The following is a 24,902-nucleotide window of genomic DNA, read 5'->3' as shown; positions in this document are numbered from 1 at the left end:
GCTGCCGTTGGCCGCGTCAGCGTTGGCTGGCGACGAAGGGAAGCCGCTCCAAGTGTCGTCCTCAGCCCCGGCTGATGAGGCTGCGGAGCTGCTCGCGAAGCTGCGTGGCTATGCCGAGCGCGGCGCGGCGCGGGATCAGAAGGAAGCGGCAGAGACTGGACCGGACGAAGAAACCCGGCTCGCGGAGATCCGGGCGCGGCTCACGGCGGATCCGAATTCCGATGTCGTGGCGATGGTGCTGGCAGGCACCGCGAATCCGAATGCCGAGATTCCCTTGGAAAGCTACGCCGCCTTCGGGGTGTGGCTGGATCGCGATCCGCTGGCGGCGATCCGTTGGTTCGGGAAGTTCGCGAAGGACCAAGCACGCGGCAAGTTCGACGAGGAGTTGTGGCACCACTTCACCCGCTCCGGCTTTGGCCAATTGGAGGAGATGATGGCAGCGGCGGGCATCGGACGGGATGCCATGATGGGCAGCATCCACGCAGCCTTGGAGGATCGGAAGGATCGCGATGAGTTGCTGCGGGTCGCGGCCATGCTGAAGTCCGGATCCGAACGCGTGGACCTATTCAACAGCATCATGGGGTCTCCCGAAGAGCTGGCGGGAAATCTCGCCGCCATCCGCACCTCTCTCGGCGATGCCGATGCGATTCTTTTCCTGAGCAAGATCTGGGACAGCAAGGGCGCGCTCGACCTGTTAGGCGAGCTGCACGCGACGGGCTTCCCGCCCGATATCGTGGAGCGCTTCGAGACGGAGGCGAAGAAAGCTGCCGCAAAGGAAAGCAAAAGCGCAGCCGGAGGGGACGATATCGTTTGGACCGACCCCGATGGGCAGTCGGAAGCTGACACGGAACTCTGGCAGGGAAGCATCGGCCCGCAGGAATATTACGAGCGGCTGAAGGATGCTGCAGGCCCGGATGTCAGCGATGCGTCCTTGCTTCAAATGGTCTTCAGCCAGATGATGCAAGTTGACCCTCGGGCCGGAATGGCTTGGGCGCAGAAGTCCGTGCCGGATTGGGGCACGGCGTTCACAACTTACATGACGGCGAAGCCGGACTCAGTCCCGGTGCCGGAGATGCTGGCGACGATCGCAGCCCAAGCTTGGGCGGATGGCTTGCCGCAGGACCGCACAGGCTTGAACAAGATCGAATCCAGTTTCGCCGGCATTTATAGAGACGACCCTGAGGCATGGCGGGACGCGGTTGGTAAACTGCCAGCAGGACCGCTGCGGCAAGCGCTGGAGCAATCGGCGGTGGGAGAAGACGAGGAGGATGGCCGATGAAACGGCGCTGGATCATCTGGGTGCCCGCGCTGCTAGCGAGCCATGCCGCGCTTTACTTCCTCGCGCCACATGGCGGAAGCGTCGACAGCGCGGCGGGTGGAGTTGCATCTCCAGCAGCCGCAGGAGCCATGACTGCTGCCGCGAAGTCGCACGACCGCGGTCCGGATACCCATACCAGTGGCGGCACCGCATCCAGCCAGCTCGAGCGGATGGTGGGGGCCCTGCTGGCTTCCAAGGATCTAACAAAAGAGCAAAAGCAGGACGCCCTGCGCGAACTGATGCGCGATTGGATTCGCCGCGACTTGCGCACGGCCTTGGACTTGGTCTTCAGCCCGGCCACCCGTAGCCGCTACGGCGATATGCTGCCCGGCTATGCCCAGCCGGAGCTGGTGAAGGAGGAGATGCTCCGCCATCCGGATGAAGTGTGGGAGTGGATCCGCAGCGGTCGCTATGGCTTCGCCCGCCGCGATGTGACCGAGCTCTGGACCAAGGCCCTGCTGGCTGCGGGCCAGCGCGAGCCTGCAATGGCTGCGGTTGCGACGGCCAGCCCGATCGAGCAGCACGACCTCTTCGTCGCGCTTTGCGCCGGTGCCGGGACGGAGGATCTGAAGAGCCTGCGCACCATGCTTGAAGGCCCCGTGGCGGAGAATTCAAACCTCAGCTCGCTGATGGATTACTATGCCAAGCGCATGGCCGCGGTGAGTGACGGTGACCTGAAAGTCCTGTTAGGCAACGAGCAAAACCCCTACCTGCGCGAGGCGCTCTGCCAGCAGTGGGTATCCCGTGATCTCGCGAGCCTGAGCCCGGATCAGATGGCCAGCCGTTTGACCGGGTTGCCGGAAGATCTCCGGGGAAAAGCTCTCCGCCAGCTTCTCGGCGATGCTCAACTCCAGGATCTCCCCAGCATCGCAGGCCTGATGAATGCGACCGGATCATCCTCGCTGTGGGAGCAGATGGAGGACGACGGGGCAGGGGGCTATCGCGGGCAATTGGTGAATCTCATGGACCGCATCTGGAATCCCTATCGGCCACCCCACGATCTCATCGGGGAATTGAATGCTGTCGCGGACCCGGAGCAGCGCACCCAGGTACTCATGGCCGCGGGCACGCGCTGGATGCAAACCCGGCCGGAGGATTATCTGGAAGTCGCACGAGCGATCCCGGTGGGGCCTGGCCGCGATGCCTTCATCGCCGGAGCCGCCACGTATGGCTCGTTGAATGATGAGGAGTTTGCCGCCCTCACCGCGGCGATCTCGGACACAGCCTTCCGCGACCGTATCATCCAGGAGAAAAAGGACGCGGAGCGGCGGAATGCCGACTACTTCGGTCCCGGCCCGGACTTCGGGAAATGAGCGGATAAGCGCTGCCATTCGCTTTGACAATCCGCCGGTGCGTTGCCTAGCTGCCTCCGGTTTCTTCCCTCTTTTAGCACGTGGCCTATCACGCCGATCGACCTCATCCTCCGGGCCTGCGACCCGTCGCCATTACTGGCGCGGGCATCCTGACTTCCATGGGCGCGGATTGGGCGGGGAATGCCGCGGGCTTCCGCGCCGGGCGCACCGCCTTCCGCCCGGTGACTCTTTTCGATGTCTCGCGCCAGCGTGTCGGCACCGCGGGCCAGGTGGATCTGCCGGATAGCTTGCCGGGCATCGGCCGCCGCGAATGGCTGCGCATGGACCGCGGCACCCGCATGGCTCTCATTGCCTGTCAGGAGGCCCTTGCCATGGCTGGACTCTCCGGCGGTGCGATGCCCGTTGTCGTCGGCACCTCCGCCGCCGCCATGCCGGTGGGCGAGCAATACTATCTCCAGGCCACCACGGGCACTTCGCAGCGCCGCCAGCTCTCCCGCGTCGAAACCTATCAGCCGCAGTACCAGATGGCGGCCATGATGCGCGCGCTGGACGTGCAAGGTCCGCTCCGCATTGTTTCGAATGCTTGCGCCTCCGGGGCAAATGCGATCGGCCATGCCTTCCAGATGGTCTCGGAAGGCAAGACGGATCGCGTGCTCGCCGGTGGCTACGATGCACTCTGCCAGTTGGTCTTCGCCGGCTTCGATTCGCTCCAAGCGCTCTCACCCTCCGGCATCCCGCGCCCCTTCGATGCAGTGCGCGATGGCCTCGCGATTGGTGAAGGCGCTGGCTTCGTCGTGGTGGAGTCGCTCGATGCCGCCAAGGCCCGCGGAGCGGAACCTCTCGCCCGCATCCTCTCCTACGCTGCGGCCACGGACATCCACCATCTCACCCAGCCGCATCCGGAGGGCGATGCCGCACTGGCCACCATGGGGCGCGCCACCCGTGCCGCGGGCCTCGTGCCGGAGCAGATCGACTACATCAACTCCCACGGCACCGGCACCCCGCTGAACGACGTTGCGGAAGCAAACGCGATTACCCGCTGGGCCGGTGAGGCAGCGGGCAAAATCAAGCTGTCCTCCACCAAGTCGGCCATCGGTCACCTGTTAGGCGGCGCCGGTTCGGTGGAGTCCGTCATCTGCCTGATCGCCCTGAAGGAGCAATTCCTCCCCGCCAGTCTCGGTGTCCGCGAAATCGATCCCGCGGTGAAGTTCGACCTCGTGCAGACCCCGCGTGAAACTGCGGTGCAGACCGTTCTCACCAACTCCTTCGGCTTCGGCGGTGCGAATGCGACGCTGATCTTCCAACAAGAGCGATGACGAAGATCACCATTACCGGCACCGGAGCTGTCACCCCCGCCGGCTGGGGAGTGGAGCCCTTCATGCAGGCGCTCGATGCCGGCACTCCACTTGCCACTGCTGACTTGGTGCGTGAGCGCAAGGATGCCGCCGCAGTCGTCACGCCAGTCCTGCGCGTTCCGCCTGCACCACCGACTTTGCCCAAGAGCCCGCGCTTGCGCCGCGTCAGCCCGGTTTCGAAGTTCGCCGTAGCCGCCGCCATCGAGGCACTCGGCGAAGAACGCATCGCGAAGGTCGCTTCCGGCGAACTCCGCCTCGGCATCCTCTGCCCGCTGATGAACGGCTGCGTGAACTATTCGAACCGCTTCTTCGGCGAAGTCCTCGCCGATCCCACGGTGGCCAGCCCGATCCTTTTTCCGGAGACCGTCTTCAACGCGCCCTCCAGCCACCTCTCCTCGCTCTTCAATTCCACCGCGCCGAACGACACGCTCTTGGGCGATACCGCGGAGATTTACACCGCACTGGAAATCGCCACCGAGTGGCTCCTGCGCGGGGATTGCGATGGCGTACTCGTCGTTGCGCCGGAAGAACTCGACTGGCTCTCCTCCGAAGCTCTCCGCCTCTACGCCAGCGAAGCCATTCCCGCGGAAGGTGCCGCCGCGCTCTACCTCGAGCTCGATGGCGATGGTCCGCAACTCCTCAGCGTGCCCGATCCCATTGCGCTGGCACCGGGCTGCAATCGAGCCTCCGCGCTCAAGCAACTGCTTGGCGCCTGCGCAGCCACCACCGACAGCACCACGCTTCTAGCGGACAGCCGCAACGGCGTCTCGCGTCTCGACCACGCCGAGGATGAAGCCTACGCCAATTGGCAAGGCCCGCAACTCTCCGTTCGCCGGACTCTCGGTGAATCCTTCACCGCATCCTCGGGCCTGCAGATCGTAGCAGCCGTGCAAAAACTCGTCCGCGGCGATGCAAGCCGGGCCCTCATCGCCACCCTCGGTGGCAACGAACAAGCCGCAGGCTGCGTGATCCAGCGCGGGTAGGGGGGGAGTGCTGCCGTCAGATCTCCGGTGTTTATGGTGGCCGATTTCCAGAGCCCCAAAGGGGCGGCACGGAGATAGCCCAGGGCAAGCGATAGCGCAGCCCTGGGTTTCCGACCGAGAGAAGAATGGCGCCCTGTAGGGGCGCAGGGAGCGTGGTGATACTCCGCGTATTTCCATCCGCGACCTACCTGCGCCCCTACAGGGCGTAGAATCTGGACGCGCCGCCGCTACAACTCGCGTCGGCGTAACGCCCACCGCTGCCAGCGTTGCGCTTCATCCTGCCTTTCGCCGATCACCGATTACTCGGCACTTCTTCTCACCTCGCCGCCACAAGATCGTACCCGCGCCAATCCCCGATCGTCACATCGGCGAAGTTCCCCACCGGGATGTTCTCATCCACGTGCACGGAGCCGTCGATTTCCGGAGCATCCCACTCGGTGCGGCCGACACCCTTTTCCTCCACCAGCACACGGACCTTCTTGCCCACTTGCTCTTGGTTCACCTCGCCGGCGACCTTCTGCAGTTCCGCCATCGCGCGGCTCCAGCGGCTCTTGCGGGTCATGTGGTGCAGGTGCCCGTCCATCTTGTAGGCGCGGGTCCCTTCTTCCTTCGAATACTGGAACACACCGGCCCGCTCGAAGCGGAACTCGCGGATGAATTCCAGCAGCTCCTCGAAATCCTCCTCCGTCTCACCCGGGAAACCTACGATGAACGTCGTACGAATCCCCAGTCCCGGAATGCCCGCGCGCATGCGGCGCAGCAGGTCGCGGATGTAGCCGCCGGTGGTCACCCGCTTCATCGCGGTCAGCATCCGGTCGGAGATGTGTTGCAGCGGGATGTCGACATACTTCGCCACCTTGTCGCACTCGGCGATCGTCCGGATCAGCTCGTCGGACCAGTGTGCCGGGTGGGTGTAGAGCAGGCGAACCCAGAAGTCGCCCTCGATCTTGTTGATCTCGCGCAGCAGCGTGCTGAGCGATTCACCGCGCTCGGAGTTCACCGGTGAGTTCGGCTTCGGCCGCTCGCCCTCCCAGTTGTCCATCCCGAAGTAGGTCGTGTCCTGCGAGATCAGGTTGATCTCCTTCACCCCGGACTTCACCAGGGCTTCCACTTCCTTCACCACCGATTCCTGCGTGCGGGAGCGGTGCATGCCGCGGATCTTCGGGATGATGCAGAAGGTACAGGTGTGGTTGCAGCCCTCCGCGATCTTCACATAGGCGAAGTGCTCCGGCGTCAGGCGGAAGCGCGGCGTGGTGTAGTCCGGCACATACTTCGGCTTCAGAGTCACGAAGTCGCGCGGGTCTTCCGTTGCTGCCGGGCCTTCGGTCTTCGCCACCTCGGCGGCGTTCTTCTTGCCCAGCAGGTTCTCGATGATCGGCGCCACCTTGGTGATCTGGTCCAGGCCGATGAAGGCATCCACTTCCGGCATGATCCCCGGCAGATCCTTGGCGAAACGCTGCGACAGGCAGCCGGCCACGATGATCTTCTGCCGCGCCCGGTCCGGGTCCTCGCTACGCGCATTCACCGCACCGAAGACCGCATCGATCGACTCCTGCTTCGCCATGTCGATGAAGGAGCAGGTGTTCACGATCAGCACGTCGGCCAGTTCGGCTTCGGAGGTGAGCGCCATGCCGGCTTCCGCGAGGTGACCCATCATCACTTCGGAGTCGATGAGGTTCTTCGCGCAGCCAAGGGAAATGAGACCAACCGTGGTGGACATGATGAGCGAGGTAAGCGGTATATCGAAAGAGGAAGAGACAAAGCGGCCCCCGGCGATTGCGCGGGGGGCCAGAAAAATCAGGAAATGCTGGAGGCGACGATCACTCGGTCGGGTCCATGATCAGGTCATCACCTGGCTGCGGCTTCAGCTCGCTGAAAGCGGTGGTGGGAGAACCGATCGCACCTTCGATGCTGATTTGGCCGACCTTGACCTTGCCGAGGATGCCGGTGTTGCGGCGCACGCAGAGCACGGTTTCTTCCTGCACGTTTTCCGCCATCAGGACCTCGATCACTGCGAAGGAACCGTTCTGCGGATCTTCCACCCACTCCTTCACCCGGCCAATCGGCATTGCATCCTTGATCAGGCGGGCGCGGCGCAGCTCGTTGTCGCGGTGCTCCAGCATCTGGCCGCCCACGAAGGCAGCTTCTTCATTGTAAGTATCAGCCTTGCGCTCGGCCTTGGCGGTCTTGGCGTCGGCAGCGGCCTTCTCGGCCTCCAGCTTCGCGATCTGATCCTGCATCGCGGCCATGTCGGCGGTCTGGAGAGGAGCCGGAGGTGCCACTGGAGCGACCGCCGCGGCCTTGTTGGCGGCGTCACGCAGCATCTGCAGCTCACGCTCGCGGGCCAGACCATCCTGCTCCAGGCGCAGGCGTTCGAGCTTCTGCTCCATGGCAGCGAGTTCCTCCTTCACCGCCGTCTTGGAGGTCGAACCATCCTTGTAGGAGACGGCTAGCGCTCCGAGCAGCAGCGCGACCGTGGCGGCGAGCAAAATCTTCAGCGTGTCCATGGGCGCGGAGGTTGTGCGGCCCCGGGCGGCTTGTCAACGCGGCGGCGCAGGGGTTAGACGCCTGACTTTCAGCCTTTGCCACAGTTTCCGGTCCGCCAATTCCGGGAAATTACGAGTCCACGGGGTCAGCGCCGACCCGGCTAGGACGTCTTTCCCGCCCACCAGGGTCTCATTCATGCTGTCAGGCGTGGTCACCGAGCGCACCACCGGAAAGCCCTCGCGGAAGGCCGCCCGCGTCCGCATCTGCATCGCCCGGTGGCCCGGACCGTTCACCAGATTCGCCAGCAGCAGCCCGCCCGGCTTCAACAGCCGCTTCAGCGCTGCAATTTGCCCGGCGTCGGATTTCCCCGGCCGGAAGACATCGTCCCGCCCCGCCAGATAGACGTCGTCGATCACCACGTCGAATTTCTCCCGGCACTTCGCCACCCACTCGTAGGCATCCGCGAAATGGATCTCTAGGCCCAGCTTGTCGAGGTGCATGTTCAGCTCCGCCAGCGCCACGATCTCCGAATCGATGTCCACCGCCACCAGCCGCGCCTCCGGCAGCAGGTGCCGCAGGACTCGGGTCGAAGTCCCTCCGGCCAGCCCCAACATCAGTACAGACTGCGGCGGGCGCGCCGGCCGCAGCAGTGCCGCCGCTGCGATATTGTCCCAGGCCAGACCCGTCAGGAACTTCTTCTCATGCCACCAGGCATGGATCGCCCCCGCCACCCGGAACTCGCACTGCTTGTCCGACTTCCAGATTTGCACCTGCTGATAGGCAGTATCGACAACGGCATGGCAACTCAGACGCATGGGCGTGACTTGAGCGGATGGGGGCCGGGATGGATAGGATGAATGGGATGGGAGAGGGGATTTTAGCAGGAGGCCGTCAATCGTGAATGAACACCCACGGGCATGAAGGAAGACTCTTGGTGATCATGTCTTTCCTCCTGCCTTTCTCTTGCCTTCCTCCTGTTCAAAATTTCAAGCGTACGGCCTCGGACAGGAGAAAGGCTGGAACTCTGAATTCGCCGAATCTTCGTAGCAGCTCCCTAGCCTTTCATTCGAGTGGATTGGCTGTTGATGCGTGGTTCCTCCCGCCTTCATCCCATGTATCCCGGTCCTTTTCCTTGCCACGCCCCCGGCCCCCTGTTTTCACTCCGCGCCGATGACCCGATGCGGGCGCATGGAATCCGGTGAGAGCCCGGAGCAGTCGCGCTGCGGTATCCGATGAACGACTTCCCACACAGCCAATCCGGACGCCAGTCCGGGTGAAGGCGGGAAGGAGGCGAGGGGACGGCGAAAGCTGCTACCTCACAGTCGGGAGCCCGAATACTTCGTCCCGCCTCGCTCGTCCCGGTGCCGTTCCTCCGAATGCGGCACCGCGAGAACCTTTCCGCGCAAGGAAGGTGACGGGAGGGAAGTTCCATCGCCGGCGGCATATCCTGTCTCCGGAGCGGGCCTCCCTTCTCTTCGGGCAATACCGATTGAAGAAGAGAAAGATCAGATGAAATTGAAACCATTCGTGGCGCTTGCCCTCGCAAGCCTCCTCGCCGCAGCCGCACAAGCCGGGGCCGCCGTGATCAGCATCGGCAGTGGAGCGGACAGCGCGTTCTTCGTGCTGGAATCCGCCAATATCGGCAGCCGCACCTACGAGATCCACTTCGACAACAATGTGTCGGAACCTCTTGATGGCTATGACCTGCTCCAGATGGTCGATGCCTTCGAGCCCAACCTGAGTGTCCTGGCCTTCAACTTCGGCTCGGAGGAAGCACCGAACTACTTTGTGAATTCGATCACCTGGCAGGGCGTCACGGAGACGAATGCCGAGGACTTCAGCGCCTACTGGGGCCAGTTCGTCGCCGGTGGCCAAGCAGGTTTCCCGGCCGCCTCGCCGGTGCCTGCTGGCACTTGGACCTTTGGCAGCGGTCTCTCCGCTCCTTCCCGCGTGGTCGAACCGGGCTCTTGGGATGGTCTCGTCTTCGGCGATGGCTCGCTGGCTCCGGGTGTCAATCCGGTCCCGGAACCGGCCTCCGCCCTGCTCGCTCTCGGCGGCCTGCTTGCATTCCTGAAGCGCCGGCGCTGATGCTGGCAAACGGAGCCGCAAAAGGCTTCCATGGCACCGGTGAAATCCGACCGCTTCATCCTCGTCTGGCTTGCGGCGCTGTCCTTGGGCGGCGCCGTGAACCTGCGTGCCGAGGATCTCACCGATGTGGTGGTGGAAGCCGATGCCAAGGATGACGATAGCGTGCTGCCGCCGCATTTCGCCGGCAGCGCCACGGTCATCGACAGCGAGCAGATCGCGAAGTCCGGCGTGCGCTCGGTCGCGGACCTGCTTGCCGCGCAGGGCGGCATCCGTCTGACCAGCACCAGCGGCAATAGCTCCGATTCCGCCGTCCACATGCGCGGCTTCGGTGAGAATTCTTCCTCGCGAGTGCTCGTGCTGGTCGACGGTCGTCCGGTCAATCGCCCGGACATGGCGGGCGTCTCCTGGCTGGAGATTCCCATCGCCAGGCTCGATCACGTGGAGATCCTCAGCGGCAGCCAGACCGCGCGCTTCGGCGACCACGCGGTGGGTGGTGTGATCAATCTGGTCACGAAGGACGGTGGTAAGGCCGCCACGGTTGTCGAAGGCGCGGGCGGCAGCGATGGCTACATGCTTGCGCGCCTGAGTCATCAGGACACTTGGGCGGGGAATCGCGTTGCCTTCGACCTTGAGCACAATTTCACCGACGGCTGGCGCGACAATTCCTACAATGAGCTGGAGAGCGCCGCCTTTCGCTGGGGCCGTGACCTCACTCCTGGCATCGCCACAGACTTCGGCGTCTCTTGGGCCGATGAGGAAGGCGGCTTCCCCGGGCCGCTGACCAAGGACCGCTTCCTCCTCAATCCCCGCGAATCGATCTACGCGTTGGCCGGGCAGGCGGATCAGTACTTCAGCGAGCAGAACCGCTATACCGCGGATGGCACTCTGCTGCTCGGCAAGGGCAGCGACTATTCCTTCGCGATTCCGCTGAGCTTCTATCAGCGCGACTTGCAGTGGAACTTCGGGCCCGGCTTTCACACCGACAATTTGCTGGAGACGATCACGCTCTCACCGCACTTCGATGCCCGGGGTGAATCATGGTCCGCGCAGGCCGGGCTCGACTTCAGCCGCGATACGCTGGACCTCCAGCAGTATGCGGAGATCGCACGGATCCATCGCACGGGCCAGGCAGCCCTGGATCGGGAGATCCTCGGCCTCCATGCCAATGCGGACTGGGAGCCTTGGAAGGATTGGCATCTATCCGCCGCCGCACGTTGGGCTCAGTCGGAAGTGGACGCCAATGCGCGCAGCTTCACCTTTCCCTCCGATCCCGCGCTCAACTTCGACCGCGGCAATGATGGGGACAACCAAGCCTACCAGGTCGGCCTGCGCTGGGATGCACGCAAGGATCTCTCCACCTGGCTGCGCTATGACCGGCTCTATCGCCTGCCCTCGATGGATGAGATTGCCTCGTATCAGGGCTTTCCCTTGAGCGTGCCCTTCAATGATCAACTGCACGCGGAGACCGGCGACAATGTGGAGCTCGGCGCGGAGTGGAACCCGGGCAACTGGAGCCTGCGCGTGAACGGCTTCCTGCAGTGGATGGAAGGGGAGATCGCCTACGACTACCTGCGGAATCTGAACGTGAACCTCGCTGACACCAAGCGCAGCGGTGTCGAGCTTTCCACCGGCTACCACGCAGAGCGCTGGAGCGCGGATCTCCACTATACCTTGCTCCATGCGGAGTATGAGAGTGGTCCCTATGCCGGGAAGGAAGTCTACCTCGTCCCGAACCGCGCGTTGTCCGCCACAATCTCCTGCCGCCCCTTGGACTGCGTGACGGTCCAAGCGGAGTATCAATACACCGGCGATGCTTTTGAGGGGAACGACTTCCAGAACGTGCAGGAGAAGTTGCCCTCATACGCCGTGACCAATCTGCTGCTCCGCTACGAACCGCGCCCGGGACTCTCGATCTATGCGCGGGTGAACAATCTCTTCGACAAGAACTACGCCACGGTGAAATACAGCGGGATCTGGTATCCTGCGGCCGGGCGCCAGTTCATTGTTGGCATCCGCCGCGAACTCTGATGATCCGCTTCCTGCCACTCCTTCTCGTTCTCAGTGCGCCCCTGGCAATCGCCGGGCCCTATCCCGGTCCCGCTGGCACCGCCGGTAGTGATGCGATCGTCTACAACGACGCGCGCTTCGTGAACTGGGCAAGCGGCCATCTCGACTACGCCTTCGGCACCAGCGTCGTTGCCCAATGGCGCACGCCAGCGAAGGCCTATGGCCCGGCCACGACCGATACCCTCGACATCGTCTGCCTCGGGGACAACGGCAAGATCACCCTCTTCTTCCCGCACCCGATCCGCGATGGAGAAGGCGCGGACTTCGCGGTCTTCGAGAACTCCTTCAGCGCCACTTTCCTGGAGCTCGCCTTCGTGGAGGTCTCGAGTGACGGCGTGAACTTCGTCCGCTTCCCGAATGCCTCACTCAGCACCGGCACCGTCGGCGGCTTCGGCTCGGTGGATGCGACCAATATCAGCGGCTTCGCCGGCAAGCATAAGGTGGGCTTCGGCACGCCCTTCGATCTCGCCTCCTTGCCAGCCTCTCCACTCCTCGATCGCGACCACGTGTGCTTCGTGCGTCTGATCGACATCGTTGGCGATGGCAGTGCCAAGGACAGCTCGAATCGCACGATCCTCGATCCCTATCCAACCACCGGCTCCGCAGGCTTCGACCTGGAAGCCATCGGCGTGATCAATCAGAACACTGGCGACTTCCGCATGTTCCCAAGCGTCGTCACCGCGACTACCTGCGAACTCGAATGGGAGAGCAACCCGGGCCGTAGCTACCAGATCGAAACCAGCACCAGCCTGGCCAACTGGACCCCGGTGCAAACCGTCATCGCCCGCCCTGATCGCGGCAGCTCACTCTTCACCGCTCCACGCTCCACAGCGCCCACGCAATACTGGCGCGTGACCCGCGTCGGCGATTGATCTCCACGATAAGATCCACCCCCTTTGCGGCGCAGCCGCTTTTGGAGTGCGTGCGAGCATCGCCGCTTTCCATGCGAGGTATCCCCAATCGCCGCCACTCAAGTTCTAGGCCGATCCGCCCTTACCAAACACCCCCGGGAGGTGTTGTCTCACCACTAGATCCGCCATCTCAAGGTGAAGCCCGCAATGGCCGCGCGAACGAGGCTCCAAAGGCTGAACAGAGCACTCAGTACGCCGAGATGGAATGGTAAGCCGGACAGCCAATATCCCCAATACCCCTCCGTAGTCCCGATGCTTCTGAGCAGGCTGGTGGCACCCCACAGCGCCACGGTCAGCAAACCACCCCAGAACGCTCTCAACAAATCCCGCGAGATCTGCTGCTTCAGGCTCGGGAACTCCTGCTTCGGGGCAGGTTCCTCTTCGTGCTGAGCGCCGACACGGTACGGATCATCAGGGGTGGCGCTCGGTTCCTCCATCCGAGAACTACAAAGCCGCCGGGCGTGGAAATTGTCAGAGGGACGTGGTGGTAGGCCCAGGCATCAGGAAGGCGGCTCGCGTACAAACAAAAACGGACGCCTTGTGGGCGTCCGTCTCGTATCGACTTGGTTCCGGAAAACGGAAAGTGCTTCAGGCGTTCGCGGCGGCAGCAGCGGCTGCTTCTTCAGCCTTGGCGGCTTGGGCGGGGCTGGTGTAGCGCCAGCGAACTTTGTGACGCTTCGGCGCGGTGCGGGCCTTGCGGATCTTGCGTGCGGCAGGGGACTCAAATGCGCGACGGCGGCGCATTTCTTCGAGGATGCCCTCGGTATCGAGTTTGGTTTTGAGGCGCTTGAGGGCGCGATCCACTGGCTCGCCCTTTTTCACCATTACTCCACGCATGCTACGCTCGCTCATTCGATCTAAATTATAGTTCTCCGGAAAAGTCGGGGCGCGGACGCTGAGTCGGCCTAGGGAGCTTGTCAATCCGGGAGTTGGCGATTTTTACGGCTTTTCGAGGGGCTTGCCCACCGTCTCTGCGCCTGTCATCTCGGCCGCCATGAAACCTCAAGTCGGAGAAATGGCCCCGGATTTCACTGCCCCGATTGTCGGCGGCGGGGAGTCGGAAGGGACGACCGTGACCCTTTCCGCCCTGCTCGGGGAGCGGGTGGTGCTGGTCTTTTACCCGAAGGACGACACTCCCGGTTGCACCACCCAGGCCTGCGCCCTCCGTGACGGCTGGGACGAAGTCCGTGGCCTGGCCAAGATCTACGGCGTCAGCATCGACCCGGTGAAAAGCCACAAGAAGTTCATTTCCAAACATGAACTGCCCTACCCGCTGATTGCTGATGAAGACCAGAGCATCGTCGATGCCTACGGCGTCTGGGTGGAGAAATCGATGTATGGCAAGACCTTCATGGGCACCGAGCGCAGCACCTTCGTCATCGGCACCGATGGCCGGATCGCGGCGGTACTGGAGAAGGTGAAGCCGGACGAGCATCTGGCGAAGCTGGTGGCGGCTCTCAAGTAATGCAGCATTCCCGCAGCTCCCGCCTTCCTTGTTGAGCTTTCCGCAAGGAGTCCTCTAATCTCCGCCCACGACCACCCGCATGGCGAATTCCTTGTCAAAACCCGCCGCTCATCCAACCGCCGCCGTGCTGGCGATCGGCGGGATGTCGCTGGTACTCTCCATGGCGGTCCAGATCATGGGCTTCACCACCCGGCTTGATGGGGCGGTGGCCTCTTGGGTCTCGAAGATCGGCTTGGAAGGGCAGCCGCGGGATTTGCCGCCGATGTGGGCTTGGGCTTGGACCGTGGTGCTGGTCTTCGGGCTGGCAGCGGCGATGCTCGCCTCGCGCCGCGACTGGCGCCGCGCGGTGCTGTGGATTTCCGTGCTGGTACTGACCCTCGGCTGGGTGCCAGTGCTGGCGCTGGCGGCCTATCGCCCGGCGATCACGGTGCCGCTGGTGGCGCTGATTTGGTGCGGGCTGTGGACGATGATTTACGCGAAGCGCCACCAAGAACCGGGAGGGGAGCCCCATTCCGCGGACTAAAAGAACACCATGGCGCGCATCGATTACCCGGAAGCGGTCGGCAAGCTGGTGGAGGAACTGCGGCGGCTGCCCGGAGTAGGGCCGCGCAGCGCGGAGCGGATGGCCATCTGGCTGCTGCAGAGCGCGAAAGCAGACCCACTGGCGCTCTCCGCGGCGCTGGAACAGGCGAAGGCCGAGGTGATCGCCTGCCCGGTCTGTGGATTCTTCGCAACCGCCGAGCGCTGCGCGATTTGCGCTGACCACTCCCGCGAGCCGGTGATCTGTGTGGTCGAGCAGGCCACGGATGTCCTGCCACTGGAGCGCTCCGGGGCCTTCAAGGGCCGCTACCACTGCCTTGGAGGGAAGCTCTCGCCCTTGGACAATGTGACTCCCGAGGACCTGCGGATCGGTTCGCTCTTGCGGCGCCTTGAAGCGGAAGGAGTCCCGGAGGTGATCCTCGCGCCTGGCTCGGATGTGGAGGGGGAGGCGACCGCCAACTACCTCGCCAGCATCTTGCGGGGGAAGGTGCAGGTCAGCCGGATTGCCCAAGGCTTGCCAGCGGGTGGTGGATTGGAGCATGCCGATGCCCTGACCCTCGCCCGTGCGCTGGAAGGCCGACGCGGCATGTGAGATTTCCTATCTCATATTTCAAATCTCAGATTTCATATTTCAAATGCCCCAGCCACCCCGCAAGCGACCGAACTTCCAAGGCGGCAAGAAGCCTTGGGAGGCCAAAGATTCGCGGGGACCGGGCAAGGGGCCATTTCCACCGCGATCGGGGCCCAAGCCTGCAGCCCGCAAGGGTGGCGGCCATGGCCAGGAGCAGGGCTGGGATCAGGTCGCGGGCTGGTACGACAAACTGGTCGGCGACAAGGGCTCGGACTATCACCGCAATGTGATCCTGCCGGCGGCGCTGCGCCTGCTGGCCCCGGGGGCCGGGGAGAAGGTCCTCGACCTGTGCTGCGGGCAGGGGGTGCTGGTGCCGCTCCTCTTGGAGGCGAAGGTGGCGGGTGTGACGGCGGTGGATGCGAGCCCGCGCCTGATCGAGTCCGCCAAGCGGCGCTTCGAGAACGAGAAGCGGGTGAACTTTCTGGTGGCGGATGCCTGCGCGCCGGGCCCTTGGGCCGATGGCTCACACGATGCCGCCGCCTGTATCATGGCGGTGCACGATGTGCCGGATCTTCCCGCGATGGCGAAGCAGACGGCGGCGGCGCTCAAGCCGGGCGGCCGCTTTGTGGCGATCTTCATGCACCCCTGCTTCCGTATCCCGCAGCAATCGCACTGGGGCTGGGACGAGGGACGGAAGCTGCAATTCCGCCGCGTGGACCGCTATGCGGTGCCGCAGGAAATCCCCATCGTGACCCACCCCGGGCAGGGCGGGGGAGACACCACCACTTTCTATCACCGGCCGGTGGGGCAGGTGCTCACCGCCTTCGGGCAGGCGGGATTGGGGGTCACTGTGTGCGAGGAACTCTTTAGCCACCGCCGCTCTCAGCCGGGCCCGCGGGCGAAGGGCGAGAACCGCGCGGTGCAGGAGTTCCCGGTGTTCATGGCGATCCTCTGTGAGAAGAAGTAGGCGTCCCAAGTGACTTGTGATTCGGGTGTGGGGCTTATTTCGAGTCCACCAAGGCCCGGTCCTCTTTTGCGAGTCCCTTCTGCATTTCCAGAAGTGCGGCCACCTTTGAGTTGGTCTTCATCGCGTTGTCGATGTGCTGGTCGAAATCCTGGCCTTTCATTTTCAGAAAGGGCTCCAGGGATTCGGTAAGCCTGACATGCTGCTCCCGGATTGCGGCGTCGGTGCGATCGAGTTCGTCGATTAGTTCGGGGAGCCGCCCGTCTTGCTTGGCTGCTTTCCGGTCGGCGCGCGCCTTCTTTAGCGACCCGATCAATTCCAACTGGCGGTTCATGACTTCCGAGAGCTCGCGCATTCCCACTAGCTTTTCGGTGGTCTTTTGGAACTCCGCCTCCCCGGCGCGCTTCGTCTGCACCTCAACCTGGGTTGCTGCGGGTTTTCTCTGCTGCAAGGTCCAGATCACCGTGCCGCCGAGCGCCAGCGCGGCGACAAAGAAGACCCACAAGACCACCGAAATTGAGGAGGAGGATGAGGGGGACGGGGAGGAGTTCATGGCGGCAGTCCTATCATGAGTGCTTTTCCGATGCCATGGGGATTGTGGTCCGGCGGGGCTCCCGGCCGGGGTGGTGGCAAGTGGAGTGTTTTGCCGGGACGGTCACTCGGGGCGGTCCTTCCGGTCCAAATCGGTCCGCGCGGTTGACGGGGGGAGGCGGGGCCCCTAGTTTCCGCGCGAAATGAGCGGCTGCCACGGTCCCCAGATGAAGATGGATCCTGCCCTGCACCAGGACAAGAAACCGTCCTGGATCAAGGTGCGGCTGCCGAATAATCCGGTTTTCTGGTCCACGAAGTCACTGATCACCGACCTGAAGCTGGTGACGGTGTGCGAGGAAGCCCAGTGCCCGAACCGCTGGGAATGCTGGGGCCAAGGCACGGCGACCTTCATGATCGCGGGTGAAAAGTGCACCCGCGCCTGCGGATTCTGCGCGGTCAAGACCGCCAAGCCGGATGCGCTGGAGGCGGACGAGCCGGTGCGGGTGGCTGAGGCGACCCGCCGGATGAAGCTCAAGCACGTGGTGATCACCGCGGTGGCCCGCGACGATCTCCGTGACGGCGGTGCGCAGCATTTCCAGCAGACCATCGAGGCGGTGCGGGCGGTGAACCCCGGCATCGTGATCGAGGTGCTGGTTCCCGATTTCAACGACCGCGACTGGGCCCTTCAGATGGTGATGGATGCGCGCCCGCACATCTTCAACCACAACCTGGAAACCGTCGAGCGGCTGACCCCGCTGGTGCGCTCGCGCGCAAAGTATCACCGCAGCCTCGCCGTCCTGAAGAAGGCCAAGGCGATGGTGAACGGCAAGGTGGCGACCAAGAGCGGCATCATGCTCGGCCTGGGCGAGACCAAGGACGAGATCCTGCGGGCGATGGATGATTTGTTAGAAGCGGACGTGACGGTGCTGACCATGGGCCAATACCTGCGGCCGACGCCGCGGCACTTGCCAGTGGTGGAATACGTCGAGCCGGCGGCCTTCGATGAGCTGAAGCAGATCGCGCTGGAGAAGGGCTTCCGCCATGTGGCCAGCGGACCGCTGGTGCGGAGCTCCTATCACGCCGCGGACTTCCGTCCGGAGCTGGATATCATGGACGAGATCGAGAAGGTCACGCCGCTGCATGGCCTCGATCTGCAGCCGGAGGACCTGCCGATTCCGGCGGCGCGGCCGGCGATCGTGCGGGCTTCGGTGGCCTGAGCCATGAAGGCGAAGAAGGCATTGCTGACCGGTTGCGCTGGTTTGCTCGTGCTTGCTGTCTTGGTGGTGGGCTTCGTGGTCTGGTCGATGTCAGCCGATCATTCAGTCTATGTCACGGGTGCGGCGAGTCACGAACTGGCACCGGCTTCCGCCCGTTCGATCGATTACTTCGAGAGCCGCGACTTCAGTGGTGTCGTTTCTGTTAGCTACACGATTGATGAAGCGGAGTTCCGCAAATTTGCCGCGGAGCAGGGCTGGGACCTCTCGGAGAATGGGGAAGTCCGCGGCGATGTCCGCTCACTCTTGCCCTCTGACTGGGCCGCAAAGGACACCACCAAATCACGAAAGTTCGGCCCCTGCTTGTGGTATGAAGTCATCCACAAAAACAGCGGCGGCATCACGGTGATTTATCTCCCGGCTGAATCGCGGGCGATCATCAACAAGAGCCACAATTGAGGCGAAGCTACGGACGCCGGTGGGTGAGAAGACTCAATAAAAGTGGTCCCTTGTTCCAAAGCCCCAAAAGGGGCGGTCGGGAGATAGCCCAGGGTCAGCGAGCCTTAGCGAGCGCAACCCTGGGTTCGATGCCGATGAGTATCCGCCTCCTGAGGGGCAACGGGATTAGGCCTGCCGCGTGTGAAATTCCCGTGAAGGATGCAGGTGAGGGACAGGGGTTTCCGCGCGATTGCGCGCGCCGAAGGTCGCCTGAGCGCGGGCATTGACGGGGTATTTTGTAAATGTTAGCCGATTGGCCTTAACAGCCTTCACCCCTTTTCAGGCTCATGCGAATCGCACCCCTTCTGGCCACTGCCTTCCTCGCTGCCGCAGGTCTTGCGGGAGCGCAGGTCATCAACATCGATTTCGACAAGGCGGGCTCGATTGTGTCTTACCAAGGCTTGGCTGCGGCTTCAGATCCATCGGGCGCGACGGCCATTTGGAATAGCGTTACCGCGGCCGGGAGTTCGATTGCCGCAGTGAACTTGCTCGATTCCGATGGCCAGACCACGGGTGTCGGTTTGAGTTTGGGGATCGATGGCAGCTTTCTGAGCACGCCGGGCGAGCAGGAGCTTGGAGCCGCGAGCCAATTCGCAGGATTGATGGGAGACTATGTGTATCTATCCTCGCCGACCACGACTGACATCGTGACCAAAGCCGGGACGATCACTGGTCTCGATGCGGGCAAGCTTTACGACGTCTACCTCTACGGCCAGGGAGACAAGTTCAGCGAGATCCTCTACTCCGAGGGGCAGAACACGCTCTTCACGCTGAATGGCATCGCCAAGCAGACGTCTTGGGATGGTATCGCCGGTGGCAATGGGGTTCTAACAGAGGGCGTGGAGTATGTGAAATACTCGGTGAATGCCGATGTGAACGGTGAAATCGCCTTCATCTGGCAGAACGTGGTCTCCGGTCCGGGTGGCAATGTCACGGTGGATACGGATGGCGCGAACTCGCGCTTCGCGGCGATCAATGGGATCCAGATCGTGGATGTGGCGGCAGTGCCGGAACCGGGTGCGGCTTTGTTGGGCGCGGCAGGGTTGCTTTTGTTGGTGAGGCGGCGGCGGTGAGCTGAGGTGGTGCCTGCCTATTTCGCGGCGCCGGGGTCATCGAAGGCAGTTACCTTGGCGTAGAAGTCCTCGAACATGATCCGGTTGTCCAAGGTCGTGTAGACGCGGATTGGCCGGCCCCCCGGGTTGGGTTCGTAGGCTCCGGAGTCATTGATCCGGGGTGCTGGCAGATTAAGATATTTGCTGGAGGATGGGTCGGACTCCCGGGGTAGTCGGGTTGCCCTTTATGCATCGCGCGGCGGGGCGATTGTGGCGCCGGGATCAAATTGCGCGCCCATGGGAGCGAGCGGGCCAGCGCTGCTGCTTGGTTTACCGTCGACCCAGTCGGCGAGGATCGTGGCCATGCGGCGGACGGGGAAGCGGAAGCAGGTGAGCTTGGGGATGAACCAATCCGCTTCCATCTGTTCATTGAGAAGGATCAGCGAGATGTCCTGCGGGACGCGAAGGCCGAGCTTGGAGAGCAGACAGGTGGCGGTGACCATTTCCTTCCAATCGAGGAAGACCAGTGCGGTGGGCCGGGCACGGGAGAAGACGCCTTCGAGGATGCGCCAGAGGACTTCGGGTGTCATGTAGTCGCTGTCCGGCGTATGATAGGAGGGCACGAAAGAGGTGCCCGCGGCTTCCAACTGCTCGCGCATGGCATGCTGCAGGGAAGTGCGGAAAGAGGGCGGGCGCTCGCAGAGGGGCATGACGATGCGCGAGTGCCCAAGGCCTGTTAGGCGGGCGACGGCTTCCTGCACCAGCAGTGACGACTTCACCGCGACCATAGGTACTTCCAGCTCCGTGCGGATGCCGCCGAAGAAGGCGATGCGCATGCCATGGCGCGCGGCCCACTGGGCGAGTGGCGGCCGACCGAAGACACCGATGAGCGGGATGCGCGGATCGAGTGGCACGAGATGATCCCATGCCCGGCGCGGGCGCTTGGCATGGACGAAATCGAAGCTGCGGATCTCGACCACCCACTTGCGGCGGATCAAGAGTGCGCGGATGGCATCAATGCCATGACGTGCGGTGGCGGGTAGTTCGCCGACATCGACGTGGGTGAGGATGATCACGCGGCGCGGGTCTTCCGGCGGTGTGACCGGCCCGGTGTTCGCTGGCACCGCAATGATGCGATAGGCTTGACGATTGCCACCGGTGATGACGCCTTGTTCCGCGAGCAGGCTGAGGGCTGTTAGAACAGTGGGTTGGCTTACGCCGCTCTCTTCCGCCAGGCGACGCGCACCCGGCAGACGGTCTTGCCAGCGGCCGGCCTTGATCTGGGCATGGATGGCATCCGCGGTGGATTGGGCCAAGCCGATGCGTGCGATTTCGAGCATGCGGCAAGGCTTAACAAGTGTGATTCATCTGCTGAAGAAAATTGTGCAGATTTCGTGTCGGCTTGCACCTTTTTGCGCAGAATTTGTCATATAACCTGCGGGAAAAGCCATGAAATACAGCGTCTTCCCCATTCTTGCTTCCTCCCTCCTTGTTTCCCCCGCGCTCGCCGAATCGGTGACCATGACCGGTGCCAGCGGCGGCACTTGGACCGATGGTGCCATCTGGAGCAATAGCCTCGCGCCTGATCCGGCGAATGACTACGGGGTCAGTTCCAAGACCCTTGCCTCGCCGAGCCTGACGACCACCGCCACCTCGATCTTCGCGGGTGGCAATCTCTCGGTCAGTGGTGGCACGCTCTCCTTTCCGGGATCGAGCGGTGGAACGGTGACGCACACTTATACTTTCAGCGGCGGTGAACTTGGCTCGACCACCGCGACCGATCCGGCCACCGCGGTGCAGGTGAGCAACAGCACGCTGAGCTTCGTCTCGACCAATGGCACGACCAAGGCGGTCAACGCGCGCCTGAACTTCACGGGCAACAACATCATCGAGCGCACAGGCTCAAATTTCACCCAGAACCAGAACTTCAACCGTGCGATCTACGGCAGCGGCACGCTGACCGTGAACTTCACGAACAACGGCAGTGGTGCAAGCCGCTTTGTGAACATCGCCAGCGGCTTGGCGAATGCCTACAGCGGCGCGGTGGTCCTGAATACCGCCAGCACCTCGAATGGCGGGGTCTCGAATTTCAACCTCGGCAGTTCGCTGGGCACCGCTTCTTATGAGATCCGCAACGGCTGGAGCCTGAACAATAACGTGGCCGGCGGCCTCGATGCTTCGTCCGCGATCACGCTGGTGAATGCGGCTTCGCGGCTGGTGCTGACGAATGCCTGGAACAATACGGCCGGCGCACTGACCGTGACGAACGGCACTGTGAGCGTGGGCAATGCGGCCTCCTCGATCGGCAACCTGAGCGGTGCGGCGGGCACGATCCAAGGGATCGGCGCCTCCTCCGCTTTGACGGTGAACCAGACCGCGGATGGCACCTATGCTGGTGCGCTGGGCTTCACCGCGGGCAATGCGCTGACCTTCGTGAAGGACGGGCCGGCCAAACTCTATCTGACCGGAGTGCTGAATACCGGCGTGCCGCTGACAATCGCGAACGGCGGCCTCGGCTGGGGCAGTTCGACCAGCGGCCCGGTGGTGCAGAATGGCGGCTCGCTGCTGCTGAACCTAGGCACTTCTTCCAACGATCAAGCGGTGATCGCGGGCAACTATACCCGCAGCGCGGGGAACATCGCGGTGCAGGTCACCTCGCCGCCGACCCTAGGCACGCCCTACACGCTGGTGACTTACCAAGGCACCCTGAGCGGTAATCCGCCGGTGGTTTTCAATGGGCTGAGCGGCAGCCGGGTGACCCCGAGCGTGGACTACGGCACTGGTAGTAATTCCGCGATCAGCGTGAGCTTCAGTGGCGCGCCGGCGGCAGTGAGCTGGAAGGGCACTCCGGGTGCGGTGTGGGCCAGCGGCGCTGGCAGCAACTGGAGCAAGGGCGGCAGCACCGACAACTACTTCCAGTTCGACGCCGCCACCTTCGACGATAGCGCGACGGGGACTACCAGCATCACGCTGAACGAGACGGTCACGCCGGGTTCCGTGACCTTTGCGAACAACAGCAAGAGCTACACGATCACCGGCAGCGGGGCGATCTCCGGCGTCACCGGCATCGACAAGACCGGCAGTGGCAATGTGATCCTCGGTACGACGAACAGCCATAGCGGGATCAATCTAATCGCCGCGGGCACCCTGACCGTGGGGTCGGGCGGCACCAGCGGCAGCCTGGGCACGGGCGAGGTGCAGAATGGCGGCACGCTGGCCTTCAACCGCTCGGACAGCTTTACCTTCCCGAATGTCATCAGTGGTGCGGGTGCAATCGCGCAGCTTGGCAGCGGCACGACGATTCTAACCGGCGATAACAGCTACGATGGCAGCACCACGATCAGCGCCGGCAAATTGCAGGTGGGCGCGGGTGGCGCGACCGGCTCCCTAGGCAATACTTCCGTGATCACCAACAACGGCACGCTGGCCTTCAATCGGGACGGAAGTTTGCTGATCTTCGCGGCAGTCGGCGGTAGCGGCAGCGTGGTGGAGAACGGGCCGGGGACGACGATCCTGGCAGCTGATGCGAACTACACCGGAGGTACGACAATCAATGGCGGCACCCTGCAGCTCGGCAATGGCGATGTCGCGGGCTCCTTGCTCGGCGCGGTGGTGAACTACGGCACGCTGGCGATCAACCGCAGCGATGATGTGACCTTCTCCAATCCGGTTTACGGCAGTGGTGCCTTCAGCCATGCGGGTATCGGGAGCCTGCGCTTCGGCGGGACGATGAGCTACACAGGTGAAACGCGGGTGGGCCCGGGCACGCTGGTGCTTGATGCGAGTTCGCACCTTCCGGCTGGCGGTGCGTTGGCCTTCACCGCGGGCAATGGCCTGGTGCAGGCCTCGAACAATGCTCTGACGTCGGTGTCTAGCCTGCGTGCCGTGGGTCCGGGCGGAGGATCTAACACGATCGTCAGCGATGCTGCGCTCGCGGTGGGCGGCGGCAATTTCAGCACGGGCCCGACCACTGACTCCAGCCACGTGCTGGACCTGAGCTACCTCCCGTCCTTCACCTACAATGTGCCCTCCGGCACGATCAACGTGGGCTCACAGAGCGCGAATGGCGCAACCCGCAGTGCCACGCTGCTACTGCCAGCCACCTCGAGCCTGACGGCGGCAACCCTGAACATTCAGACGGTGAACGGTGCGGTGCCGGCCAACAATACGAACATCGCCTCGGGCACCTTGCAGCTTGGTGTCAGCACGACGCTGCGTGCGGACACGATCAACATGGGCCTCACGCGCGACAATGCGGCGCTCGTGCATTCGAACGGTGCGACGAATCCCTCGCTGGTGATTCGCGGCACGGATGGTAGCAGCCGGACCAACATCAACATGGGTAGCCGCGGGACGGCCTACGGTCCGACGCAAAACGTGACCATTGACCTTTTGGCCGGCACCACCGGCTCGACCCTGGATGCGCTGGTGGGCTCGCTGAAGATCGGCGACTACGGCCGCGGCTTGAACCAGATCCAGAACGCCAGCTTTGTGATGGGTGCGGGGACACTGGATGCAAGCGAGATCATCCTGGGCAACATCTACAACAACAACGGCAACAACGGCGTGCTGAACGCGACGCTGACGGTGGAAGGCGGCACGGTGAAGACGCCCTCGCTGAACTTCGGCAGCCGCACGAATGGTGCCCTGAATGCCACGGCGAACCTGAGGTCGAACGCGAGCCTGGCGACGACTGCGATCAGCGCTGGCACCGGCACGGGCAATCGAATCCTGAGCTGGGAGAATGGCACGATCACGAATCTGCCCGGTGGCGGGGTGACCGCGAACGGCGTGAAATTCCGCGTGCCGCATGATGGCAATGCGAAGCTGGTGATGGCGAATGGCGAGCTGGGCTACTTCGGGTCGACGGCAGGCTTCGAGTTCCACTACGACGGCTCGCTGGTGCAAGCGGGCAAGATAACGGCCAGCGGTGCGATGGAGCTCGGTGGCAGCGTGCTGACGGTGGTGGATGACAATCTGGGTCAGGCAAGCTTGGCGGCGGGAAGCAAGTTCGTAATGATCCAGTATAGCGGAGGTTCCTTGGCGGGCGTCTTCAGCAACGCGAATGGTGATGTGATTGAAGATGGCGACACGATCACGGTCGGCAGCCAGCTCTTCGTGCTGGACTACGATGATCCGGCCTATGGCGGCAAGGCGGTGACACTGACGGTGTCACAAGGGGGTAATTACGCTGGCTGGGCCGCAGCGAATGCCGGCGGTGGCGGAGCGGATGCCGACTACGATCATGATGGCGTGGCGAATGCCGTGGAGTTCTTCATGGGGCAGACGGGTTCTTCCTTCACCGTGAATCCGCCGATCATCGGGGGCAAGGTGACCTGGCCGAAGGATCCGCAGGCTTCCTGCACCTATGAGGTGCAGACCTCGGAAGATCTGGCGGCTTGGATTCCGGCGATCACGGGAGTGGTGGATAGCGGGACCAGCGTGCAATTCACGCTGCCGGCCAGCGCGCGCAAGACCTTCGCGCGGCTGAAAGTGATCCTGCCCTGATATTGGATCGATAGCTCTCCAGGAGGTCACCGGTGAA

Annotated in this window: 22 protein-coding genes and 1 riboswitch; of the genes, 15 read left to right on the top strand and 7 right to left on the bottom strand. The window is 63.3% G+C overall.

Annotated elements, in window-relative coordinates; genetic code table 11:
- The first annotated feature begins 52 nt into the window (after window positions 1-52).
- From BV071_RS10080 to BV071_RS10065, 4 genes are all read left to right on the top strand, one after another.
- Window positions 53-1,279 (top strand): hypothetical protein, encoded by a 1,227-nt coding sequence (locus BV071_RS10080; RefSeq protein ID WP_265594293.1) that lies wholly within the window; start codon window positions 53-55, stop codon window positions 1,277-1,279.
- Window positions 1,276-2,631 (top strand): hypothetical protein, encoded by a 1,356-nt coding sequence (locus tag BV071_RS10075; protein ID WP_035605902.1) that lies wholly within the window; start codon window positions 1,276-1,278, stop codon window positions 2,629-2,631. Before BV071_RS10080 ends, BV071_RS10075 begins: the two co-directional genes overlap by 4 nt.
- 80 nt (window positions 2,632-2,711) lie before the next feature.
- The gene (locus BV071_RS10070) at window positions 2,712-3,947 is read left to right on the top strand and encodes a beta-ketoacyl-[acyl-carrier-protein] synthase family protein (RefSeq protein ID WP_265594292.1); all 1,236 of its coding nucleotides are present in this window, start codon (window positions 2,712-2,714) and stop codon (window positions 3,945-3,947) included.
- The gene (locus BV071_RS10065) at window positions 3,944-4,969 is read left to right on the top strand and encodes a beta-ketoacyl synthase N-terminal-like domain-containing protein (RefSeq protein ID WP_035605900.1); all 1,026 of its coding nucleotides are present in this window, start codon (window positions 3,944-3,946) and stop codon (window positions 4,967-4,969) included. The genes BV071_RS10070 and BV071_RS10065 overlap by 4 nt, the downstream gene beginning before the upstream one ends.
- Window positions 4,970-5,285: 316 nt before the next feature.
- On the opposite strand, the gene rimO is transcribed toward BV071_RS10065, so the two are convergent.
- From rimO to BV071_RS10050, 3 genes are all read right to left on the bottom strand, one after another.
- Entirely contained in the window at window positions 5,286-6,689 is a 1,404-nt protein-coding gene (gene rimO, locus BV071_RS10060; RefSeq protein WP_035605897.1) for a 30S ribosomal protein S12 methylthiotransferase RimO, read from the bottom strand.
- A 100-nt stretch (window positions 6,690-6,789) separates the two neighbouring features.
- On the bottom strand, window positions 6,790-7,476 hold the full coding sequence (locus BV071_RS10055) for a hypothetical protein (RefSeq protein WP_035605895.1): 687 nt from the start codon (window positions 7,474-7,476) through the stop codon (window positions 6,790-6,792).
- Window positions 7,477-7,509: 33 nt separating this feature from the next.
- Complete coding sequence (locus BV071_RS10050; RefSeq protein ID WP_035605892.1) at window positions 7,510-8,271, bottom strand: methyltransferase domain-containing protein; 762 nt, start codon at window positions 8,269-8,271, stop codon at window positions 7,510-7,512.
- A gap of 339 nt (window positions 8,272-8,610) precedes the next feature.
- Window positions 8,611-8,815: riboswitch (cobalamin riboswitch) on the top strand.
- A 150-nt stretch (window positions 8,816-8,965) separates the two neighbouring features.
- On the opposite strand from BV071_RS10050, the gene BV071_RS10045 reads away from it, so the two are divergent.
- From BV071_RS10045 to BV071_RS10035, 3 genes are read left to right on the top strand one after another with little or no spacing between them, the layout of a single operon-like run.
- Complete coding sequence (locus tag BV071_RS10045) at window positions 8,966-9,544, top strand: PEP-CTERM domain protein (RefSeq protein WP_035605889.1); 579 nt, start codon at window positions 8,966-8,968, stop codon at window positions 9,542-9,544.
- Window positions 9,545-9,583: 39 nt separating this feature from the next.
- Window positions 9,584-11,572: a TonB-dependent receptor gene (locus tag BV071_RS10040; protein ID WP_265594291.1), complete on the top strand. Its 1,989-nt coding sequence runs from the start codon at window positions 9,584-9,586 to the stop codon at window positions 11,570-11,572.
- The gene (locus BV071_RS10035; protein WP_052573124.1) at window positions 11,572-12,483 is read left to right on the top strand and encodes a hypothetical protein; all 912 of its coding nucleotides are present in this window, start codon (window positions 11,572-11,574) and stop codon (window positions 12,481-12,483) included. Before BV071_RS10040 ends, BV071_RS10035 begins: the two co-directional genes overlap by 1 nt.
- Window positions 12,484-12,638: 155 nt before the next feature.
- Here BV071_RS10035 and BV071_RS10030 read toward each other — a convergent pair whose 3' ends face one another.
- Window positions 12,639-12,959 carry a hypothetical protein gene (locus BV071_RS10030; protein WP_035605883.1) on the bottom strand — a complete coding sequence of 107 codons (321 nt, stop codon included), beginning with the start codon at window positions 12,957-12,959 and terminating at the stop codon, window positions 12,639-12,641.
- Window positions 12,960-13,110: 151 nt separating this feature from the next.
- Window positions 13,111-13,374: a 30S ribosomal protein S21 gene (rpsU, locus tag BV071_RS10025; RefSeq protein WP_265594290.1), complete on the bottom strand. Its 264-nt coding sequence runs from the start codon at window positions 13,372-13,374 to the stop codon at window positions 13,111-13,113.
- 142 nt (window positions 13,375-13,516) lie between these two features.
- Between rpsU and BV071_RS10020 the strand changes: the two genes are divergently transcribed.
- The 4 genes from BV071_RS10020 to BV071_RS10005 all read left to right on the top strand — a co-directional run bounded on the left by BV071_RS10020 (window position 13,517) and on the right by BV071_RS10005 (window position 16,065).
- Entirely contained in the window at window positions 13,517-13,987 is a 471-nt protein-coding gene (locus tag BV071_RS10020; RefSeq protein ID WP_035605879.1) for a peroxiredoxin, read from the top strand.
- Window positions 13,988-14,066: 79 nt separating this feature from the next.
- Window positions 14,067-14,510, top strand: a complete 444-nt coding sequence (locus tag BV071_RS10015) for a hypothetical protein (RefSeq protein WP_265594289.1) — start codon at window positions 14,067-14,069, stop codon at window positions 14,508-14,510.
- A gap of 9 nt (window positions 14,511-14,519) precedes the next feature.
- A complete protein-coding gene (recR, locus tag BV071_RS10010; protein WP_035605874.1) occupies window positions 14,520-15,119 on the top strand; it encodes a recombination mediator RecR in 600 nt (199 codons plus the stop codon).
- 43 nt (window positions 15,120-15,162) lie between these two features.
- Window positions 15,163-16,065, top strand: a complete 903-nt coding sequence (locus BV071_RS10005; protein WP_052573123.1) for a class I SAM-dependent methyltransferase — start codon at window positions 15,163-15,165, stop codon at window positions 16,063-16,065.
- A gap of 34 nt (window positions 16,066-16,099) precedes the next feature.
- Here BV071_RS10005 and BV071_RS10000 read toward each other — a convergent pair whose 3' ends face one another.
- Window positions 16,100-16,615 carry a hypothetical protein gene (locus BV071_RS10000; protein WP_265594288.1) on the bottom strand — a complete coding sequence of 172 codons (516 nt, stop codon included), beginning with the start codon at window positions 16,613-16,615 and terminating at the stop codon, window positions 16,100-16,102.
- 181 nt (window positions 16,616-16,796) lie between these two features.
- Between BV071_RS10000 and lipA the strand changes: the two genes are divergently transcribed.
- From lipA to BV071_RS09985, 3 genes are all read left to right on the top strand, one after another.
- The gene (gene lipA, locus BV071_RS09995) at window positions 16,797-17,810 is read left to right on the top strand and encodes a lipoyl synthase (RefSeq protein ID WP_075090878.1); all 1,014 of its coding nucleotides are present in this window, start codon (window positions 16,797-16,799) and stop codon (window positions 17,808-17,810) included.
- 3 nt (window positions 17,811-17,813) lie between these two features.
- Complete coding sequence (locus BV071_RS09990; RefSeq protein WP_035605869.1) at window positions 17,814-18,266, top strand: hypothetical protein; 453 nt, start codon at window positions 17,814-17,816, stop codon at window positions 18,264-18,266.
- A 326-nt stretch (window positions 18,267-18,592) separates the two neighbouring features.
- A complete protein-coding gene (locus BV071_RS09985) occupies window positions 18,593-19,378 on the top strand; it encodes a hypothetical protein (RefSeq protein WP_035605866.1) in 786 nt (261 codons plus the stop codon).
- A 224-nt stretch (window positions 19,379-19,602) separates the two neighbouring features.
- On the opposite strand, the gene BV071_RS09980 is transcribed toward BV071_RS09985, so the two are convergent.
- Window positions 19,603-20,697 (bottom strand): substrate-binding domain-containing protein, encoded by a 1,095-nt coding sequence (locus tag BV071_RS09980; RefSeq protein WP_035605863.1) that lies wholly within the window; start codon window positions 20,695-20,697, stop codon window positions 19,603-19,605.
- Window positions 20,698-20,806: 109 nt separating this feature from the next.
- Here BV071_RS09980 and BV071_RS09975 point away from each other — a divergent pair, with 109 nt between their 5' ends.
- Window positions 20,807-24,865, top strand: a complete 4,059-nt coding sequence (locus BV071_RS09975) for an autotransporter-associated beta strand repeat-containing protein (protein ID WP_035605860.1) — start codon at window positions 20,807-20,809, stop codon at window positions 24,863-24,865.
- The last annotated feature ends 37 nt before the right edge of the window (window positions 24,866-24,902 follow it).

This window comes from Haloferula sp. BvORR071 (assembly GCF_000739615.1).
Lineage (GTDB): Bacteria > Verrucomicrobiota > Verrucomicrobiia > Verrucomicrobiales > Akkermansiaceae > Haloferula.
The sequence above is the reverse complement of the archived record's forward strand: the minus strand, read 5'-3'. Positions and strand labels throughout refer to the sequence as shown.

Coding starts and splice junctions, on each gene's coding strand:
- BV071_RS09985 (WP_035605866.1), top strand. CDS start 18,593: ATGCGAATCGCACCCCTTCTGGCCACTGCCTTCCTCGCTGCCGCAGGT.
- BV071_RS10015 (WP_265594289.1), top strand. CDS start 14,067: ATGGCGAATTCCTTGTCAAAACCCGCCGCTCATCCAACCGCCGCCGTG.
- BV071_RS10075 (WP_035605902.1), top strand. CDS start 1,276: ATGAAACGGCGCTGGATCATCTGGGTGCCCGCGCTGCTAGCGAGCCAT.
- BV071_RS10005 (WP_052573123.1), top strand. CDS start 15,163: ATGCCCCAGCCACCCCGCAAGCGACCGAACTTCCAAGGCGGCAAGAAG.
- lipA (WP_075090878.1), top strand. CDS start 16,797: ATGAGCGGCTGCCACGGTCCCCAGATGAAGATGGATCCTGCCCTGCAC.
- BV071_RS10050 (WP_035605892.1), bottom strand. CDS start 8,271: ATGCGTCTGAGTTGCCATGCCGTTGTCGATACTGCCTATCAGCAGGTG.
- BV071_RS09990 (WP_035605869.1), top strand. CDS start 17,814: ATGAAGGCGAAGAAGGCATTGCTGACCGGTTGCGCTGGTTTGCTCGTG.
- BV071_RS09980 (WP_035605863.1), bottom strand. CDS start 20,697: ATGCTCGAAATCGCACGCATCGGCTTGGCCCAATCCACCGCGGATGCC.
- BV071_RS10065 (WP_035605900.1), top strand. CDS start 3,944: ATGACGAAGATCACCATTACCGGCACCGGAGCTGTCACCCCCGCCGGC.
- BV071_RS10035 (WP_052573124.1), top strand. CDS start 11,572: ATGATCCGCTTCCTGCCACTCCTTCTCGTTCTCAGTGCGCCCCTGGCA.
- recR (WP_035605874.1), top strand. CDS start 14,520: ATGGCGCGCATCGATTACCCGGAAGCGGTCGGCAAGCTGGTGGAGGAA.
- rpsU (WP_265594290.1), bottom strand. CDS start 13,374: ATGAGCGAGCGTAGCATGCGTGGAGTAATGGTGAAAAAGGGCGAGCCA.
- BV071_RS09975 (WP_035605860.1), top strand. CDS start 20,807: ATGAAATACAGCGTCTTCCCCATTCTTGCTTCCTCCCTCCTTGTTTCC.
- BV071_RS10020 (WP_035605879.1), top strand. CDS start 13,517: ATGAAACCTCAAGTCGGAGAAATGGCCCCGGATTTCACTGCCCCGATT.
- BV071_RS10030 (WP_035605883.1), bottom strand. CDS start 12,959: ATGGAGGAACCGAGCGCCACCCCTGATGATCCGTACCGTGTCGGCGCT.
- rimO (WP_035605897.1), bottom strand. CDS start 6,689: ATGTCCACCACGGTTGGTCTCATTTCCCTTGGCTGCGCGAAGAACCTC.
- BV071_RS10055 (WP_035605895.1), bottom strand. CDS start 7,476: ATGGACACGCTGAAGATTTTGCTCGCCGCCACGGTCGCGCTGCTGCTC.
- BV071_RS10045 (WP_035605889.1), top strand. CDS start 8,966: ATGAAATTGAAACCATTCGTGGCGCTTGCCCTCGCAAGCCTCCTCGCC.
- BV071_RS10000 (WP_265594288.1), bottom strand. CDS start 16,615: ATGAACTCCTCCCCGTCCCCCTCATCCTCCTCCTCAATTTCGGTGGTC.